Source organism: Asticcacaulis sp., from assembly GCF_047605585.1.
Taxonomy (GTDB): domain Bacteria; phylum Pseudomonadota; class Alphaproteobacteria; order Caulobacterales; family Caulobacteraceae; genus Asticcacaulis.
Window position 1 is genome coordinate 1,089,543 of the sequence record NZ_JASGFK010000001.1, and the last position, 13,322, is coordinate 1,102,864.

The 13,322-nt window shown below is 60.5% G+C and carries 15 protein-coding genes; 14 read left to right on the forward strand and 1 reads right to left on the reverse strand.

Features of this window, described 5'->3' with window-relative positions:
* The first annotated feature begins 1 nt into the window (after window position 1).
* From QM647_RS05135 to QM647_RS05175, 9 genes are read left to right on the forward strand one after another with little or no spacing between them, the layout of a single operon-like run.
* The gene (locus QM647_RS05135; RefSeq protein WP_414994398.1) at window positions 2-520 is read left to right on the forward strand and encodes an SRPBCC family protein; all 519 of its coding nucleotides are present in this window, start codon (window positions 2-4) and stop codon (window positions 518-520) included.
* Window positions 517-1,008 carry an SRPBCC domain-containing protein gene (locus QM647_RS05140; protein ID WP_414994399.1) on the forward strand — a complete coding sequence of 164 codons (492 nt, stop codon included), beginning with the start codon at window positions 517-519 and terminating at the stop codon, window positions 1,006-1,008. The genes QM647_RS05135 and QM647_RS05140 overlap by 4 nt, the downstream gene beginning before the upstream one ends.
* The gene (locus tag QM647_RS05145) at window positions 1,005-1,535 is read left to right on the forward strand and encodes an SRPBCC family protein (protein ID WP_414994400.1); all 531 of its coding nucleotides are present in this window, start codon (window positions 1,005-1,007) and stop codon (window positions 1,533-1,535) included. The genes QM647_RS05140 and QM647_RS05145 overlap by 4 nt, the downstream gene beginning before the upstream one ends.
* Window positions 1,536-1,563: 28 nt before the next feature.
* On the forward strand, window positions 1,564-2,268 hold the full coding sequence (locus QM647_RS05150) for a YceI family protein (RefSeq protein ID WP_414994401.1): 705 nt from the start codon (window positions 1,564-1,566) through the stop codon (window positions 2,266-2,268).
* A 2-nt stretch (window positions 2,269-2,270) separates the two neighbouring features.
* On the forward strand, window positions 2,271-2,741 hold the full coding sequence (locus QM647_RS05155) for an SRPBCC family protein (RefSeq protein ID WP_414994402.1): 471 nt from the start codon (window positions 2,271-2,273) through the stop codon (window positions 2,739-2,741).
* A gap of 12 nt (window positions 2,742-2,753) precedes the next feature.
* Window positions 2,754-3,170 (forward strand): VOC family protein, encoded by a 417-nt coding sequence (locus QM647_RS05160; protein WP_414994403.1) that lies wholly within the window; start codon window positions 2,754-2,756, stop codon window positions 3,168-3,170.
* Window positions 3,167-3,703 carry an SRPBCC domain-containing protein gene (locus QM647_RS05165; RefSeq protein WP_414994404.1) on the forward strand — a complete coding sequence of 179 codons (537 nt, stop codon included), beginning with the start codon at window positions 3,167-3,169 and terminating at the stop codon, window positions 3,701-3,703. The genes QM647_RS05160 and QM647_RS05165 overlap by 4 nt, the downstream gene beginning before the upstream one ends.
* On the forward strand, window positions 3,700-4,092 hold the full coding sequence (locus QM647_RS05170; RefSeq protein ID WP_414994405.1) for a DUF3224 domain-containing protein: 393 nt from the start codon (window positions 3,700-3,702) through the stop codon (window positions 4,090-4,092). Before QM647_RS05165 ends, QM647_RS05170 begins: the two co-directional genes overlap by 4 nt.
* Before the next feature lie 50 nt (window positions 4,093-4,142).
* Window positions 4,143-4,769, forward strand: a complete 627-nt coding sequence (locus QM647_RS05175; RefSeq protein ID WP_414994406.1) for a hypothetical protein — start codon at window positions 4,143-4,145, stop codon at window positions 4,767-4,769.
* Window positions 4,770-4,777: 8 nt separating this feature from the next.
* On the opposite strand, the gene QM647_RS05180 is transcribed toward QM647_RS05175, so the two are convergent.
* Window positions 4,778-5,596, reverse strand: coding sequence for a LytTR family DNA-binding domain-containing protein (locus tag QM647_RS05180; RefSeq protein ID WP_414994407.1), 819 nt, complete (start codon window positions 5,594-5,596; stop codon window positions 4,778-4,780).
* A gap of 68 nt (window positions 5,597-5,664) precedes the next feature.
* Here QM647_RS05180 and QM647_RS05185 point away from each other — a divergent pair, with 68 nt between their 5' ends.
* The 5 genes from QM647_RS05185 to odhB all read left to right on the forward strand — a co-directional run bounded on the left by QM647_RS05185 (window position 5,665) and on the right by odhB (window position 13,298).
* Entirely contained in the window at window positions 5,665-6,093 is a 429-nt protein-coding gene (locus QM647_RS05185) for a DUF2306 domain-containing protein (protein ID WP_414994408.1), read from the forward strand.
* A gap of 309 nt (window positions 6,094-6,402) precedes the next feature.
* Entirely contained in the window at window positions 6,403-7,608 is a 1,206-nt protein-coding gene (gene sucC / locus QM647_RS05190) for an ADP-forming succinate--CoA ligase subunit beta (RefSeq protein ID WP_414994409.1), read from the forward strand.
* Window positions 7,609-7,614: 6 nt separating this feature from the next.
* Window positions 7,615-8,502 carry a succinate--CoA ligase subunit alpha gene (sucD, locus tag QM647_RS05195; protein ID WP_090647070.1) on the forward strand — a complete coding sequence of 296 codons (888 nt, stop codon included), beginning with the start codon at window positions 7,615-7,617 and terminating at the stop codon, window positions 8,500-8,502.
* 217 nt (window positions 8,503-8,719) lie between these two features.
* The gene (locus QM647_RS05200) at window positions 8,720-11,695 is read left to right on the forward strand and encodes a 2-oxoglutarate dehydrogenase E1 component (protein WP_414994410.1); all 2,976 of its coding nucleotides are present in this window, start codon (window positions 8,720-8,722) and stop codon (window positions 11,693-11,695) included.
* Between the two features lie 76 nt (window positions 11,696-11,771).
* The gene (odhB, locus tag QM647_RS05205; RefSeq protein WP_414994411.1) at window positions 11,772-13,298 is read left to right on the forward strand and encodes a 2-oxoglutarate dehydrogenase complex dihydrolipoyllysine-residue succinyltransferase; all 1,527 of its coding nucleotides are present in this window, start codon (window positions 11,772-11,774) and stop codon (window positions 13,296-13,298) included.
* The last annotated feature ends 24 nt before the right edge of the window (window positions 13,299-13,322 follow it).

Genomic DNA, 13,322 nt, shown 5'->3' on the forward strand with positions numbered 1-13,322 from the left:
AATGACCCTGGAAACGCCCGCCGCCGAAGACGAGGTCTTCACCCTGTCCCGCACCTTCGATGCGCCGCAGGCCCTGTTCTGGGAGGTCTGCACCAAGGCCGAACACCTGGCCGAATGGTTCGGTCCGGCGGGCATGAAGCTGATCGTCAAGTCCCTGGACCTTCGGATTGGCGGCACCTTCCTCTATGGCATGCAGATGCCGACCGGTATCACCATGTGGGGCAAGTGGGTCTTCCGTGAAATCGAAGCGCCGAACAAGCTGGCCTATGTCGTCTCGTTCTGCAACGAGGCCGGCGTGCCGGTGCGCCACCCGATGGCCCCGCTGTGGCCGCTGGAAGTGCTGGCGATCCAGACCCTGACGCCCGCAGGCGACAAGACCATCTATGAAAGCCGCTCCTATCCGATCAATGCCTCGCCAGAGGAACGCGCCATCTTCAAGGCCGGCCATGCCAGCATGCAGATGGGCTTTGGCGGCACCTTCATGCAGCTGGAAGCCTATCTCAAGAAGATCAAGTCATGATGCAGCCGGGTTCCATCCGGGCGGCAAAGCCCGAAACCTTTACGGTCGAGCGCCGTTACGATCATCCGGTTTCGCTTGTCTTCTGGGCCTTCACAAACCTTGAGGCCAAGCGGATCTGGTATGGCGGGGAATCAACCTGGGAAGTCAGCAAGCACACGCTCGATTTCACGGTCGGCGGCTGGGAACACTGGCGCGGCCGCCCCAATGCCGAGGCGCCATGGATGACCAATGACGGGCTCTACCTCGATATCCTGCCGGATGAGCGCATCATTCACCAGTACAACATGACCATGGCGGACAGGCTGTTCACCGTGTCTCAGCAGGTGCTGGAATTTTCCACGCAAGGCACGGGCTCGCATATCAAGCTGACCGAGCAGATCCTGTTCATCGATGGCGTCGACCACCTCGAAGATCGCATCGGGGGCACGCAAGGTATGCTGGACAATCTTGATGCCTACCTTAACAAAATTCCGGAAAACGTGAAATGATTATGCTGATTGTCATTCTTATCGTCGCGGCGGTGGCCACCCTGCTGATCGTGGCGGCCACCAAGCCGAATAATTTCCGCCTGCAGCGCTCCCTGACCATCAATGCGCCGGCGGCTGTCATCTATGGCCATATCGACGACTTCCGCCAATGGAAGGACTGGTCGCCCTGGGAGCAGCTCGACCCCAATCTCAAGCGCACCTATAGCGGCGAAACCTCCGGTATTGGCGCAGTCTATGACTGGGAGGGAAGCGGCAAGGCCGGCCAGGGCCGAATGACCATCCGCGAGGCGGCGCCGGCGCATCGCCTGCTGATCAATCTCGACTTCATCAAGCCATTTCCGGCCACCAACAGCGCCGAGTTCCTGCTCCAGCCGTCTGGCGACAGCACGGTGGTGACCTGGGCGATGTTCGGTCCCTCGCCCTTCATGTCCAAACTGATGGGCACGCTGATGAACATGGATGACCTGATCGGCAAGGATTTCGAGCGCGGCCTGGAAAACCTGAAGCGCCTGAGCGAACACGCTTAAACGCATATAATTGACAAGGAGACGACCTATGAAACGCCTGCTCATAACGTGTACGGTCCTGAGCCTTTGCGCCCTGAACCTGGCCGCCTGCACCCCGAAAAAAGCCGACCAGCCCGCCGCGGAGTCGGTTTCGGCTTCGGCCTCTGCGGCGCCATCCGTGGCCAATATTCCCGCTGGTGATTACAAGACCGATCCGGCCCATACCTCCCTGACCTTCGGGGTCGATCATCTCAGCTACTCGCACTATACGGCGCACTTCACGAAGATTGATGCGCAGCTGAAGCTCGATCCCGCGCATCCCGAAACGGCTACCTTAAGCGCGACCATCGATCCGCAATCGCTCGAACTGAACAGCCCGCCCAAGGGCTTCCATGACGAGATGATGGGCAAGATGTTCTTCGATGCCGCCAGCTTCCCGAAGATCACCTATACCTCGACGAAAATCGACATGACGGGCGCCAATACGGCCCGCGTCACCGGTGACCTGACCCTCCATGGCGTCACCCGGCCGGTCACCCTCTATGTCACCTTCAATGGCGGCTATCCCGGCCTGGCGGGCATGGACCCGAATGCGCGCATTGGCTTCTCGGCCAAGGGCAAACTCAAGCGCTCCCTTTTCGGCATGGGCTATGGCGTTCCGGCGCCCGGCACCACTATGGGCGTAGGCGATGACGTCGATTTCAGCATCGAGACCGAGATGACCGGGCCGGCGCTCAAGACGGCGGAGAAATGACCATGAGTTATTCCACGCATCACCACCACTTTACGATCAAGCGTGACTTCGATGCCCCGCCGGCGCTGGCCTTTCTGGCCTGGGCTGACCCGGACGCCAAGGCGGCGTGGTTCCGCGGCCCCAATGACTGGCAGTTGCTTGAACGTCATTTCGATTTTCGCGAAGGCGGCACGGAACGGGTCAAGGGGCGGTTTCCTTCCGGCCAGGTCAGCGATTTCCATTGCCGCTACAGCGACATCGTGCCGGATCAACGCATCGTCTATACCTACGACATGTATGTCAACGACAAGCGGATTTCCGTGTCGGTGGTGACGGTGGAATTCACGCCGGCGGCGGGCGGCACGCATCTGGAACTGACCGAGCAGGTGACGCATCTTGACGGTTATCCGACGCCTGAAGATCGCGAACGCGGCACCGCCTGGGGCATCGATAATGCGATTGCCTACATTATTTCTCAAAAATCAGAAGTATAAAGGAAGCGACCCATGAAAATCACCCCCTATCTCAACTTTCCCGGCACCTGCGCCGAGGCCTTCAAATTCTACGCCGAGACCCTCGGTGGCGAGATCACCTTCATCCAGACCCACGGCGACAGCCCGATGAAGGATGTGTTCGGGCCGGAGTGGAAGGACAAGGTCATGCATGCTACGCTTCTGGTCGGCGATCATGAAATTTCCGGCTCGGATGCGCCGCTGCATATGTTCGCCAAGCCGGCCGGTTTTATGGTGACGATCAACCCGAAAGAGCCGGAAGACGCAAAACGCATCTATGCCGCCTTTGCCGAGGGCGGTGAGGTGAAGATGGAGTTACAGGAAACCTTCTGGACGCCGCTTTTCGCCATGGTCACGGATCGCTTCGGTACGCCGTGGATGATCAGCCTGGAAGCGCCGTTGCCCGCATGACCTATCAGACCGATTTCACGACCGAAGCCAGCGATATTGTCCTGTCGCGCTTTTTCGATGCGCCGCGGCCGCTGGTCTTCATGGCCTGGATCGATCCGGTCATGCTGGCGGAATGGTGGGGCCCGGAAGGCTTCACCGCGACGGTCGATATCGACGTGCGCGAAGGCGGTGAGATGTCGCTGGTCATGCACAGCCCCGATGGCGAGGCCTATCCGATCGGCGGGCATTTCGGCGAGATCGTGCCGAACGAAAGTCTGGTCATGATCATGGATGCCAGCCGCCATTCGGAAGGCTGGCATGAGGCGGTCAAGGCTGGTTTCATAGAGGCCGGCGGCAAGGCGGAAGACTATAATGCCGATCCGATCCGCACCCTGATCACCTTCACCGACGAAGGTGCGGGCACGCGGGTCATCGTGCGTCAGACCTTCACCATGGCGACGATGCGCGACGCTCACGTCAAACTTGGCAGCAGCGTTGGCTGGAGCGGCAGCTTCGACAAGCTGGATGCAGTTCTCGAAAAGGCGGGCCAATGAGTACGGAAATCACCGGCCCCTTCGATGTGAAGCGCACGGCGGAGCCGGTGCACGACAAACTGACCGGCCTGCTGGGGCGTCATGCCCTGGAAAAGACCTATCATGGCGACCTGTCCGCCACCGGCACGGGCGAAATGCTGAGTGCCGGCGGCACGGTGCCGGGCTCGGCCGGTTATGTCGCCATCGAGCGGGTAGAAGGCACTCTGAACGGGCGCAAAGGCTCTTTCTATCTGCAACACAACGGCCTTATGAACCGTGGTCAGCCGTCCTTGAGCATTGTCGTTATCCCCGATAGCGGCACCGATGAACTGACGGGTCTGATAGGCACAATGGACATTACCATCGCCGAGGGTGGGGCGCACGGCTACCGGTTCGTGTATAGCCTTTGAAGGCTTGCTAACAGGAACCAAAATGTTACCCTCCGTCTAAGGGGGGCATCATGATAAATGTGTTTTGGCTCAGCTTGCTTCTTGCGGGTGGTGAACTTCCTTCCGAGGCTGTTACGCCACTTGAATTTTATACAGAGATCGGTTCAATAAGCACTTCGCGCGATGAACTGGGTCCAGTCGGCGCCCGCATGGGTGTAATTTCTATTTTATTGGGCGACACGAAATTGACGGATGTGTCCCGAGCGATTGGCTCGGGAAGTGTCATGCAACAGGGAGATGCTGGAGACGCATTGAGGTACCTTTGCTATACCTTAAAAGGCAATGGAACATCTGAGCGGTTATGGTTGACGTCAAGTGAGCTTGGCGGCGGCGAATACATTAATGGATTGACGCTCATTGCGATTAAGGCGACGCCCGATACGGATAGATGTCCGTCTATTGACCGTTCAACATGGGTGGTCACCTTGGATAATGGGATGACGATAGGTATGGATCAGGACAGCCTTATTCAAAAGCTGGGCGAGCCTTCGAAGCGGGCCGGCAATTTCATGGCCTACAGATACTATACTGTTCGTGTTCAGAAGGGCGTCAAGTACGATGCAGACGGACGCCTCAATCTTCACATTGCAGAAGGTAAGCTGGACGGGTTTTCGGTCGATCACACCGAAACCAACTAGGCCTGTTTTTAAAGCCAGCCGTCCTGTTTCAGTGCCTTCTGATAGCTGCGGCTGACGGGTGCGCTGAAATCGCCTTTCAGCGCCAGTATGACCCGGCCATCGGCGCGGCGAATATCGGTGACAGCGTCCTTAGCCACCCACCAGGAGCGATGGGTCTGCGAGCCCTCGATGCCGTCGAGTTCGCGGATGGCATCGTAAAGGCGCATAAGGATCAGGGTGTCGCCCGTCGAGGTATGGACGCGCAGATAGTGGTCCTCGGCCTCCAGCGCGTGGATATCGGCATGGCGGAATTTGAACGGCAGGCGCTCGCGGAAGGTCGCGCCGGGTTCGGTCTTCACATCGGGCGCGAAGGCATGGCTTTGGACCGGTTCGCGCCGGACCATGACATGCAGGGTGGCCATGGCCAGCGAGATCACCAGCACCGGCGGCACATAGACCGGCAGGTTTGCGGCTTGCGGCGGCTGGCGGTTGACCGCCGCTGTCACCAGCCAGGCAAAAACGGAGATCGCCGGAGTGATCATCAGCATCATGGCGGTGATGGTCTGCCACAGGCCGAGATTGGTGAAGCGATCGAGCAGCCGCCCGGTGATCTGGGCGATCAATGTGCCGCCAAACATCAGCACTAGCCAGTAGAGCAGGCGCGCGGGCAGGGGCAACGGGCCGGTATTGTTGGCGGCGGTAAAGGACAGCAGCGCCGCCATGCCGGCCGCAATGCCATAGGTGCGCAGCCAGTCGGGGCCGACAATAGTCCTGATCAGCCCTGTCACTGACGAAGCGTCAGTGGCGCGGGGCGTCATTTCACGAATTTGGTCAGGCGATTCACGCATACAGACAGGCATCCCGGAGCAGATGGGTTCTTATGGGTTATATCGCACCCATTTGGAAGTTCCCTGACATGCCGTTTCTCAGCTATTTCACCCATCCACACTGGCCCACCCTCTCCCTGATCAGTCAGCAGAGCCTTGTCATCCAGATCCATCTGCTGGCGGCGGTGGCGGCCTTCGTGGTCGGCGCCATCCAGATTTTCGGCCCCAAGGGCACGATGATGCACCGTATTCTCGGCTGGACCTGGGTGATCTTCATGGTGACGGTGGCGATCTCCAGTCTGTGGATCAAGATCATCAATCACGGCCAGTTCAGCTTCATCCACCTGTTCTCGATCGTCACCCTGATTGCGGCGCCGATGCTGGTCTATGCGGCGCGGAAACATAATGTGAAGCGCCATTCCGGCATCGCCATCCGTCTCTATGCCGGGGCGCTTCTGGTCGCCGGGCTTTTCACCTTTTTCCCCGGCCGGCTGATGTACACGATGTTTTTCGGCTGATTTCGCAAGGCTCATTGTTGGCTTGCTGTGTTTGCCTTGTCATAATTGTCTGACTATTCAATCGATTGTGCGGGTGCGGCATGAATTCCCTGACAGCGCTGTCTTCGTTATGACGTATGTGATAGCGCTAACATTCTTATCGCCACAGGCAAAATCCTGATCGCCAAAATAACACCAATGCTCAAATTTGTGTGTGTGAGCGGTTGCACACAAGCGCGCGCCTCTTTATAAAGCCCCCCGTTCAAAGGACGGGCGCAATGACCCGCCCTGCATGTTTTTGCTGTATCAGCAACATTAAAGACCGGTTTCATGAACATTCACGAGCATCAAGCTAAGGCCGTCCTCAAAGAGTTCGGCGTTGCCGTTCCGCGCGGATTCGCCGTTTTCTCCCCCGATGAGGCCCTGAAGGCCGCCAAGGACCTGGCCAGCGAGGCCGGCTCCAAGGTTTTCGTCGTCAAGTCGCAAATTCACGCGGGTGGCCGCGGCAAGGGCAAGTTCGAAGGCCTGGGCGCCGACGCCAAGGGCGGCGTCCGCGTCGTCAAGACCCCTGAAGACGTCAAACAAAACGCAGATGAAATGCTGGGTCGCGTCCTGGTGACCCACCAGACCGGCCCGGCCGGCAAGCAGGTCAATCGCCTGTACATCGAAGAAGGCGCCGATATCGCCAAGGAACTGTACCTGTCGCTCCTCGTCGACCGCGTCTCTTCCAAGGTCTCGGTCGTCGCTTCGACCGAAGGCGGCATGGACATCGAAGACGTGGCGCACAACACGCCCGACAAGATCCACACCTTCACCATCGATCCCGCCACCGGCGTGTGGCCGACCCACACCCGCGCGCTGGCCAAGGCGCTGGGCCTGAAGGGCGACGTCGCCAAGCAGGGCGCGAAGCTCCTCCAGCAACTGTACGCGGCGTTCAACGCCAAGGACATGGACATGCTGGAAATCAACCCGCTGATCATCACGGGTGACGAAAAGCTGATCGTGCTCGACGCCAAGGTGTCGTTCGACTCCAACGCCCTGTTCCGCCATCCGGACATCTTCGCCCTGCGCGATGAAACGGAAGAGGACCAGAAGGAAATCGAAGCCTCGAAGTTCGACCTCAGCTACATCGCCCTCGACGGTGAAATCGGCTGCATGGTCAACGGCGCCGGCCTGGCCATGGCCACGCTCGACATCATCAAGCTCTACGGTTCCGAGCCTGCCAACTTCCTCGATGTCGGCGGCGGCGCGACCACTGAAAAGGTCACCGCGGCCTTCAAGATCATCACCTCCGATCCGAAGGTGAAGGGCATCCTGGTCAACATCTTCGGCGGCATCATGAAGTGCGATATCATCGCGCAGGGCGTCATCGCCGCTGTCAAGGAAGTCGGCCTCAAGGTGCCGCTCGTGGTTCGCCTCGAAGGCACCAATGTCGAACTCGGCAAGAAGATCATCAACGAGAGCGGCCTCAATGTCATCGCCGCCAACGATCTGGCCGATGCGGCCGCCAAGATCGTCAAGGCTGTGAAGGGTTAAGTAGCAATGTCCGTTCTTATCGATAAAAACACCAAGGTCATCACGCAGGGCTTCACCGGCGCGCAAGGCACCTTCCACTCCGAACAGGCCATCGCTTACGGCACCCAGGTCATGGGTGGCGTCACGCCGGGCAAGGGCGGCCAGACCCATATCGGTCTGCCGGTCTTCGACACCGTCGCCGAAGCCAAGGATCGCACCGGCGCCACCGCCACCGCCATCTACGTGCCGCCCCCCTTCGCCGCTGACTCGATCCTCGAAGCGATCGAAGCGGAGATGGAACTGATCGTCTGCATCACCGAAGGCATTCCGGTGCTGGACATGGTCAAGGTCAAGAAGGCGCTGCAAGGCTCCAAGTCGCGCCTGATCGGCCCGAACTGCCCCGGCGTTCTGACCCCGAACCAGTGCAAGATCGGCATCATGCCGGGCAACATCTTTTCGGCCGGTTCGGTCGGCGTTGTCTCGCGCTCCGGCACCCTGACCTATGAAGCCGTGTTCCAGACCACGAACGCCGGCCTCGGCCAGACCACCGCTGTCGGCATCGGCGGCGACCCGGTCAAGGGCACCGAGTTCATCGACGTCCTGGAAATGTTCCTGGCCGACGAAGCCACCAAGTCGATTATCATGATCGGCGAAATCGGCGGTTCGGCTGAAGAAGAAGCCGCGCAGTTCCTGCGTGACGAGGCCAAGCGCGGCCGCAAGAAACCCATGGCCGGCTTCATCGCTGGCCGCACGGCGCCTCCGGGCCGTCGCATGGGCCACGCCGGCGCCATCATCTCCGGTGGCAAGGGCGGCGCGGAAGACAAGATCGCCGCTATGGAAGCTGCCGGTATCAAGGTGGCCCCATCCCCGGCGGCTCTCGGCGAAACTCTGCTGAGCGTCTTAAAGGGTCTTTAAATAGTCTGATTTATGCCCCAGAGCCTTATGGCCCTGGGGCATAATTTCGTGTAATAGGGTTATTGCTGTACGGTCCGCCGTGCAGCGCCAACAGCCGGATCGTGGTGTCGTTATTGGCCAGGGTCCACCCCGTCCTCAAGCCCTAAGGGTGGTTGGACAACAAGCATATTTCGAAAGGCAGGCGGTGTCGTAATTGGCCGTCTGAACAGGAAGCACAATGGCAGACGATTCCAGTCGGCTTAATCAGGTCTTTGCCGAGACCTCGTTCCTCTACGGCACAAACGCGATCTTCATCGAAATGATACAGGAACGCTGGGCGCAGGACCCGAATTCGGTATCTCCCGAATGGCGCGCCTTCTTCGATTCCCTCATGGACCGGCCGGAAAATGTCGCCGCCAACGCCAATGTCGGTGGCTGGGCGAACCCGGTCAATGCCCCGCGCGACGAACTCATGTCGGCGATGGATGGCGTGTGGCCCGCCGTGCAGGCCAAGGTCGAAAAAGCCATTGCCGCCAAGACGCCGGGCGTCTCGCCGGCCGACCTGCAGGCCGCCTCGCGCGATTCGATCCGCGCCCTGATGCTGATCCGCGCCTACCGTATTCGCGGCCACCTGCAATCGAACCTCGATCCGCTGGGCCTGGAGCCCAAGGGCGACAACCCGGAACTGCACCCCAACTACTGGGGCTTCAGCGACGCCGACATGGACCGCAGCATCTTCATCGATGGCGTGCTGGGCCTGGAATCGGCGACCCTTCGCGAAATTATCGCCATCGTGCGCCGCACCTATTGCGGTAATGTCGGCGTCCAGTACATGCACATCGCCGATCCGGCCGAAAAGGCTTGGGTGCAGGAGCGCATCGAAGGCCGTGACAAGGAAATCTCCTTCACCAAGGAAGGCAAGGTCGCTATCCTGAAGAAGCTGATCGAGGCCGAGGGCTTTGAGCGTTTCTGTCATCGCCGTTTCCCCGGCACCAAGCGCTTCGGTCTCGATGGCGGTGAAGCCATGATTCCGGCGCTGGAGCAGATCATCAAGCGCGGTGGCGCGCTTGGCGTGAAGGACATCATCTTCGGCATGGCCCACCGCGGCCGCCTGAACACCCTGACCGCCGTGATGGGCAAGACCTATCGCGCCATGTTCCACGAGTTCCAGGGCGGCACCTCGCTGCCGGCGGATATCGAAGGCTCCTCGGACGTCAAGTACCACATGGGCGCTTCCTCGGACCGCGAGTTCGATGGCAACACGGTTCACCTGTCGCTGACCGCCAACCCGTCGCACCTTGAAATCGTCAACCCGGTCGTGCTCGGCAAGACGCGCGCCAAGCAGGCCTTCCACCTGCAAGGCCAGACCGACGCGGCGAGCCTGGCCTCCGAAAAAGGCCCGAACCGTGGCATGGCCATGGGCCTGCTGATCCACGGTGACGCGGCCTTCGCCGGTCAGGGCGTCGGCATGGAATGCCTGGCGCTGATGGACCTGAAGGGTTACAAGACGGGCGGCACGCTGCACTTCGTCATCAACAATCAGATCGGCTTCACGACAGCACCGCGCTATTCGCGTTCGTCGCCTTATCCGTCCGATGTCGCCCTGATGGCCCAGGCGCCGATCCTGCACTGTAACGGTGACGATCCGGAAGCCGTGGTTTTCGCGGCCAAGATGGCGACCGAGTTCCGCCAGAAGTTCGCCAAGGACGTGGTCATCGACATGTTCTGCTATCGCCGCTTCGGTCACAACGAAGGCGACGATCCCACATTCACCCAGCCGCTGATGTACGCCAAGATCAAGGACCATCCGTCCACGCGTGAGCTGTACGGCTCGCGCCTGATCGCCGAGGGTGTGCTGACGCAAGCCGAGGTCGATGGTTTCATCGCCGAGTTCGACAGCTTCCTCGATGCCGAATTCGAAGCCGGCAAGACCTACAAGGCCACCAAGGCCGACTGGCTGGACGGCAAGTGGTCGGGCCTCGGCCTGCCGGAAGAAGACGAGCGCCGGGGCAGCACTTCGGTGCCGCGCGCCAAGCTTGTCGAGTTCGGCACCAAGATCACCACGATCCCGAACGATGTCGACGCGCACAAAACCCTGCGCCGCGTCATGGAAGCGCGCCGCCAGATGATCGAGACCGGCGAGAACCTTGACTGGGCTACCGCCGAGTCGCTGGCCTTCACCTCATTGCTCGATGAAGGCTTCCCGGTCCGCCTGTCGGGTCAGGACTCGATCCGCGGCACCTTCTCGCAGCGCCACTCGGCCTTTGTCGACCAGCGCACGGAAAACCGCTACTTCCCGTTCAACCACATCCGCGACGGCCAGGCCCTCTATGAAGGTATCGATTCGGCCCTCTCGGAAGAGGCGGTGCTGGGTTACGAATACGGTTACTCGCTGGCCGATCCGAACACCCTGACCCTGTGGGAAGGCCAGTTCGGTGACTTCGTCAACGGCGCCCAGGTCATCATCGACCAGTTCATCTCGTCGGGTGAGCGCAAGTGGCTGCGTATGTCGGGTCTCGTCATGCTGCTGCCGCACGGCTACGAAGGCCAAGGCCCCGAGCACTCCTCGGCCCGTCTGGAGCGCTTCCTGCAAATGTGCGCCGAAGACAATATGCAGGTCGCCAACTGCACGACGCCGTCGAACTACTTCCACATCCTGCGCCGCCAGATCCACCGGCCGTTCCGCAAGCCGCTGATCCTGATGACGCCGAAGTCGCTGTTGCGTCACAAGAAGGCCGTCTCCTCGCTGTCGGAAATCGCTGAAGGTTCATCCTTCCACCGCGTGCTGCACGATGATGCCGAGCGCCGTCCCGAAGTTTCCGGCATCAAGATCGCTGCGGATGACAAGATCCGCCGCGTGGTGCTGTGCTCCGGCAAGGTTTATTACGACCTGCTCGAAGACCGCGAAAAGAAGCAGATCAAGGATGTCTACCTGATGCGCCTTGAGCAGTTCTATCCGTGGCCGATGAAGTCGCTGATGACCGAGCTGGGCCGCTTCAAGAATGCCGAACTGGTCTGGTGTCAGGAAGAGCCGAAGAACATGGGTGGCTGGACATTTGTCGAACCATGGGTCGAACTGACGCTTGCCCGCCTGAACATCAAGGCCAAGCGCGCCCGTTACGTCGGCCGTCCGGCTTCGGCTTCGACCGCTGCCGGCACGATGAGCCGCCACCTCAAAGAACTCGAAACATTCTTGAACGAAGCCTTCGCCTAAGGGCGGAGGTTTCCTCAACGTTTCACACATCCATTCGCTGAACAGCACACAAAATTTCAAAATTGGAGCCTGACCTATGGCTGACATCCTCGTTCCCGTTCTGGGAGAATCCGTAACCGAAGCCACCATCGCCAAGTGGACCAAGAAGTCCGGCGAAACCGTCAAGAAGGACGAAATCCTCGTCGAGCTGGAAACTGACAAGGTTTCGCTCGAAGTCGCCTCGCCTTCGGATGGCGTTCTGCAAATCCTCGTCGGCGAAGGCGAAACCGTCACGCCGGGTATCGTACTCGGCACCGTTGGTGGTGCTGGCGCCGCTGTGGCTGCTCCGGCTGCCAAGCCTGCCGCCGCTGCTGCCCCGGCTCCGGTCGCTGCGGCGCCCGCCGCTTCCGGCGCTGCCCTCATCGACGTCAAGACGCCGGTCATGGGTGAATCGGTCGCTGAAGGCACGATCAGCACCTGGTCGAAGAAGGCCGGTGATGCCGTGAAGAAGGACGAAGTCCTGGTCGAGATCGAGACCGACAAGGTCGCGGTTGAAGTCTCCGCCCCGTCCGATGGCGTGCTGGTCGAGATCGTTGCCGCGAACGGCGCCACCGTGACGCCGGGCCAGACCATCGCCCGCATCTCTACCGACGGCAAGGCTGCGGTCGCCGCGCCTGCGGCTGCCGCTGCCCCCGCTGCAGCACCGGCCGCCGCATCGCCTTCCACAGATAAGCCGCTGTCGCCTGCCGTCCAGCGCATCGTTTCGGAAACCGGCCTCGATCCGAATGGTGTTGCCGGCACCGGCAAGGACGGCCGCATCACCAAGGGCGACGCGCTCGCTGCCCTTTCGACGCCGGCTCCGGCTGCTTCGGCCCCGGTTCCGGTAGCTGCCGCCGCAGCGCCTGCCGCGCCGCGTACCATTGGCCCGCGTGAAGAGCGCGTCAAGATGACCCGCCTGCGCCAGACCATCGCTCGTCGCCTGAAGGAGTCGCAATCGACGGCTGCCCAGCTGACGACCTTCAACGAGGTCGACATGACCACGGTCATGGCCCTGCGCAACACCTACAAGGACGCCTTTGAAAAGCGTCACGGCGTCAAGCTCGGCTTCATGTCGTTCTTCGCCAAGGCCGTTGTCGCGGCGCTTAAGGATATCCCGGCTGTCAACGCCGAGATCGACGGCACCGACATCATCTACAAGAACCACTACGACCTCGGCATCGCCGTCGGCACCGAAAAGGGCCTGGTCGTTCCGGTCCTGCGCGATGTCGACACCCTGTCGCTCGCCGGCATCGAAAAGGGCATCGCCGCCCTCGGCAAGCAGGCGCGTGATGGCTCGCTGTCGATCGACCAGCTGCAAGGCGGCACCTTCACCATCACCAATGGTGGCATCTACGGTTCGCTGATGTCGACCCCGATCCTCAACATGCCGCAGGTCGGCATTCTGGGCATGCACAACATCGTGCAGCGCCCGATGGTGGTGAATGGCCAGATTGTCGCCCGTCCGATGATGTACCTGGCGCTGTCCTACGATCACCGTATCGTCGATGGCAAGGAAGCGGTCACCTTCTTGGTTCGCATCAAGGAAGGTCTGGAAGATCCGCAGCGCTTTATCCTCGACGTCTAGGATAAGGTGTTTGTCCAAACCGCT

Excerpts from the sequence above, each read along its gene's own strand:
- QM647_RS05135 (WP_414994398.1), top strand. The coding sequence starts at position 2 with ATGACCCTGGAAACGCCCGCCGCCGAAGACGAGGTCTTCACCCTGTCC.
- QM647_RS05140 (WP_414994399.1), top strand. The coding sequence starts at position 517 with ATGATGCAGCCGGGTTCCATCCGGGCGGCAAAGCCCGAAACCTTTACG.
- QM647_RS05145 (WP_414994400.1), top strand. The coding sequence starts at position 1,005 with ATGATTATGCTGATTGTCATTCTTATCGTCGCGGCGGTGGCCACCCTG.
- QM647_RS05150 (WP_414994401.1), top strand. The coding sequence starts at position 1,564 with ATGAAACGCCTGCTCATAACGTGTACGGTCCTGAGCCTTTGCGCCCTG.
- QM647_RS05155 (WP_414994402.1), top strand. The coding sequence starts at position 2,271 with ATGAGTTATTCCACGCATCACCACCACTTTACGATCAAGCGTGACTTC.
- QM647_RS05160 (WP_414994403.1), top strand. The coding sequence starts at position 2,754 with ATGAAAATCACCCCCTATCTCAACTTTCCCGGCACCTGCGCCGAGGCC.
- QM647_RS05165 (WP_414994404.1), top strand. The coding sequence starts at position 3,167 with ATGACCTATCAGACCGATTTCACGACCGAAGCCAGCGATATTGTCCTG.
- QM647_RS05170 (WP_414994405.1), top strand. The coding sequence starts at position 3,700 with ATGAGTACGGAAATCACCGGCCCCTTCGATGTGAAGCGCACGGCGGAG.
- QM647_RS05175 (WP_414994406.1), top strand. The coding sequence starts at position 4,143 with ATGATAAATGTGTTTTGGCTCAGCTTGCTTCTTGCGGGTGGTGAACTT.
- QM647_RS05180 (WP_414994407.1), bottom strand. The coding sequence starts at position 5,596 with ATGCGTGAATCGCCTGACCAAATTCGTGAAATGACGCCCCGCGCCACT.
- QM647_RS05185 (WP_414994408.1), top strand. The coding sequence starts at position 5,665 with ATGCCGTTTCTCAGCTATTTCACCCATCCACACTGGCCCACCCTCTCC.
- sucC (WP_414994409.1), top strand. The coding sequence starts at position 6,403 with ATGAACATTCACGAGCATCAAGCTAAGGCCGTCCTCAAAGAGTTCGGC.
- sucD (WP_090647070.1), top strand. The coding sequence starts at position 7,615 with ATGTCCGTTCTTATCGATAAAAACACCAAGGTCATCACGCAGGGCTTC.
- QM647_RS05200 (WP_414994410.1), top strand. The coding sequence starts at position 8,720 with ATGGCAGACGATTCCAGTCGGCTTAATCAGGTCTTTGCCGAGACCTCG.
- odhB (WP_414994411.1), top strand. The coding sequence starts at position 11,772 with ATGGCTGACATCCTCGTTCCCGTTCTGGGAGAATCCGTAACCGAAGCC.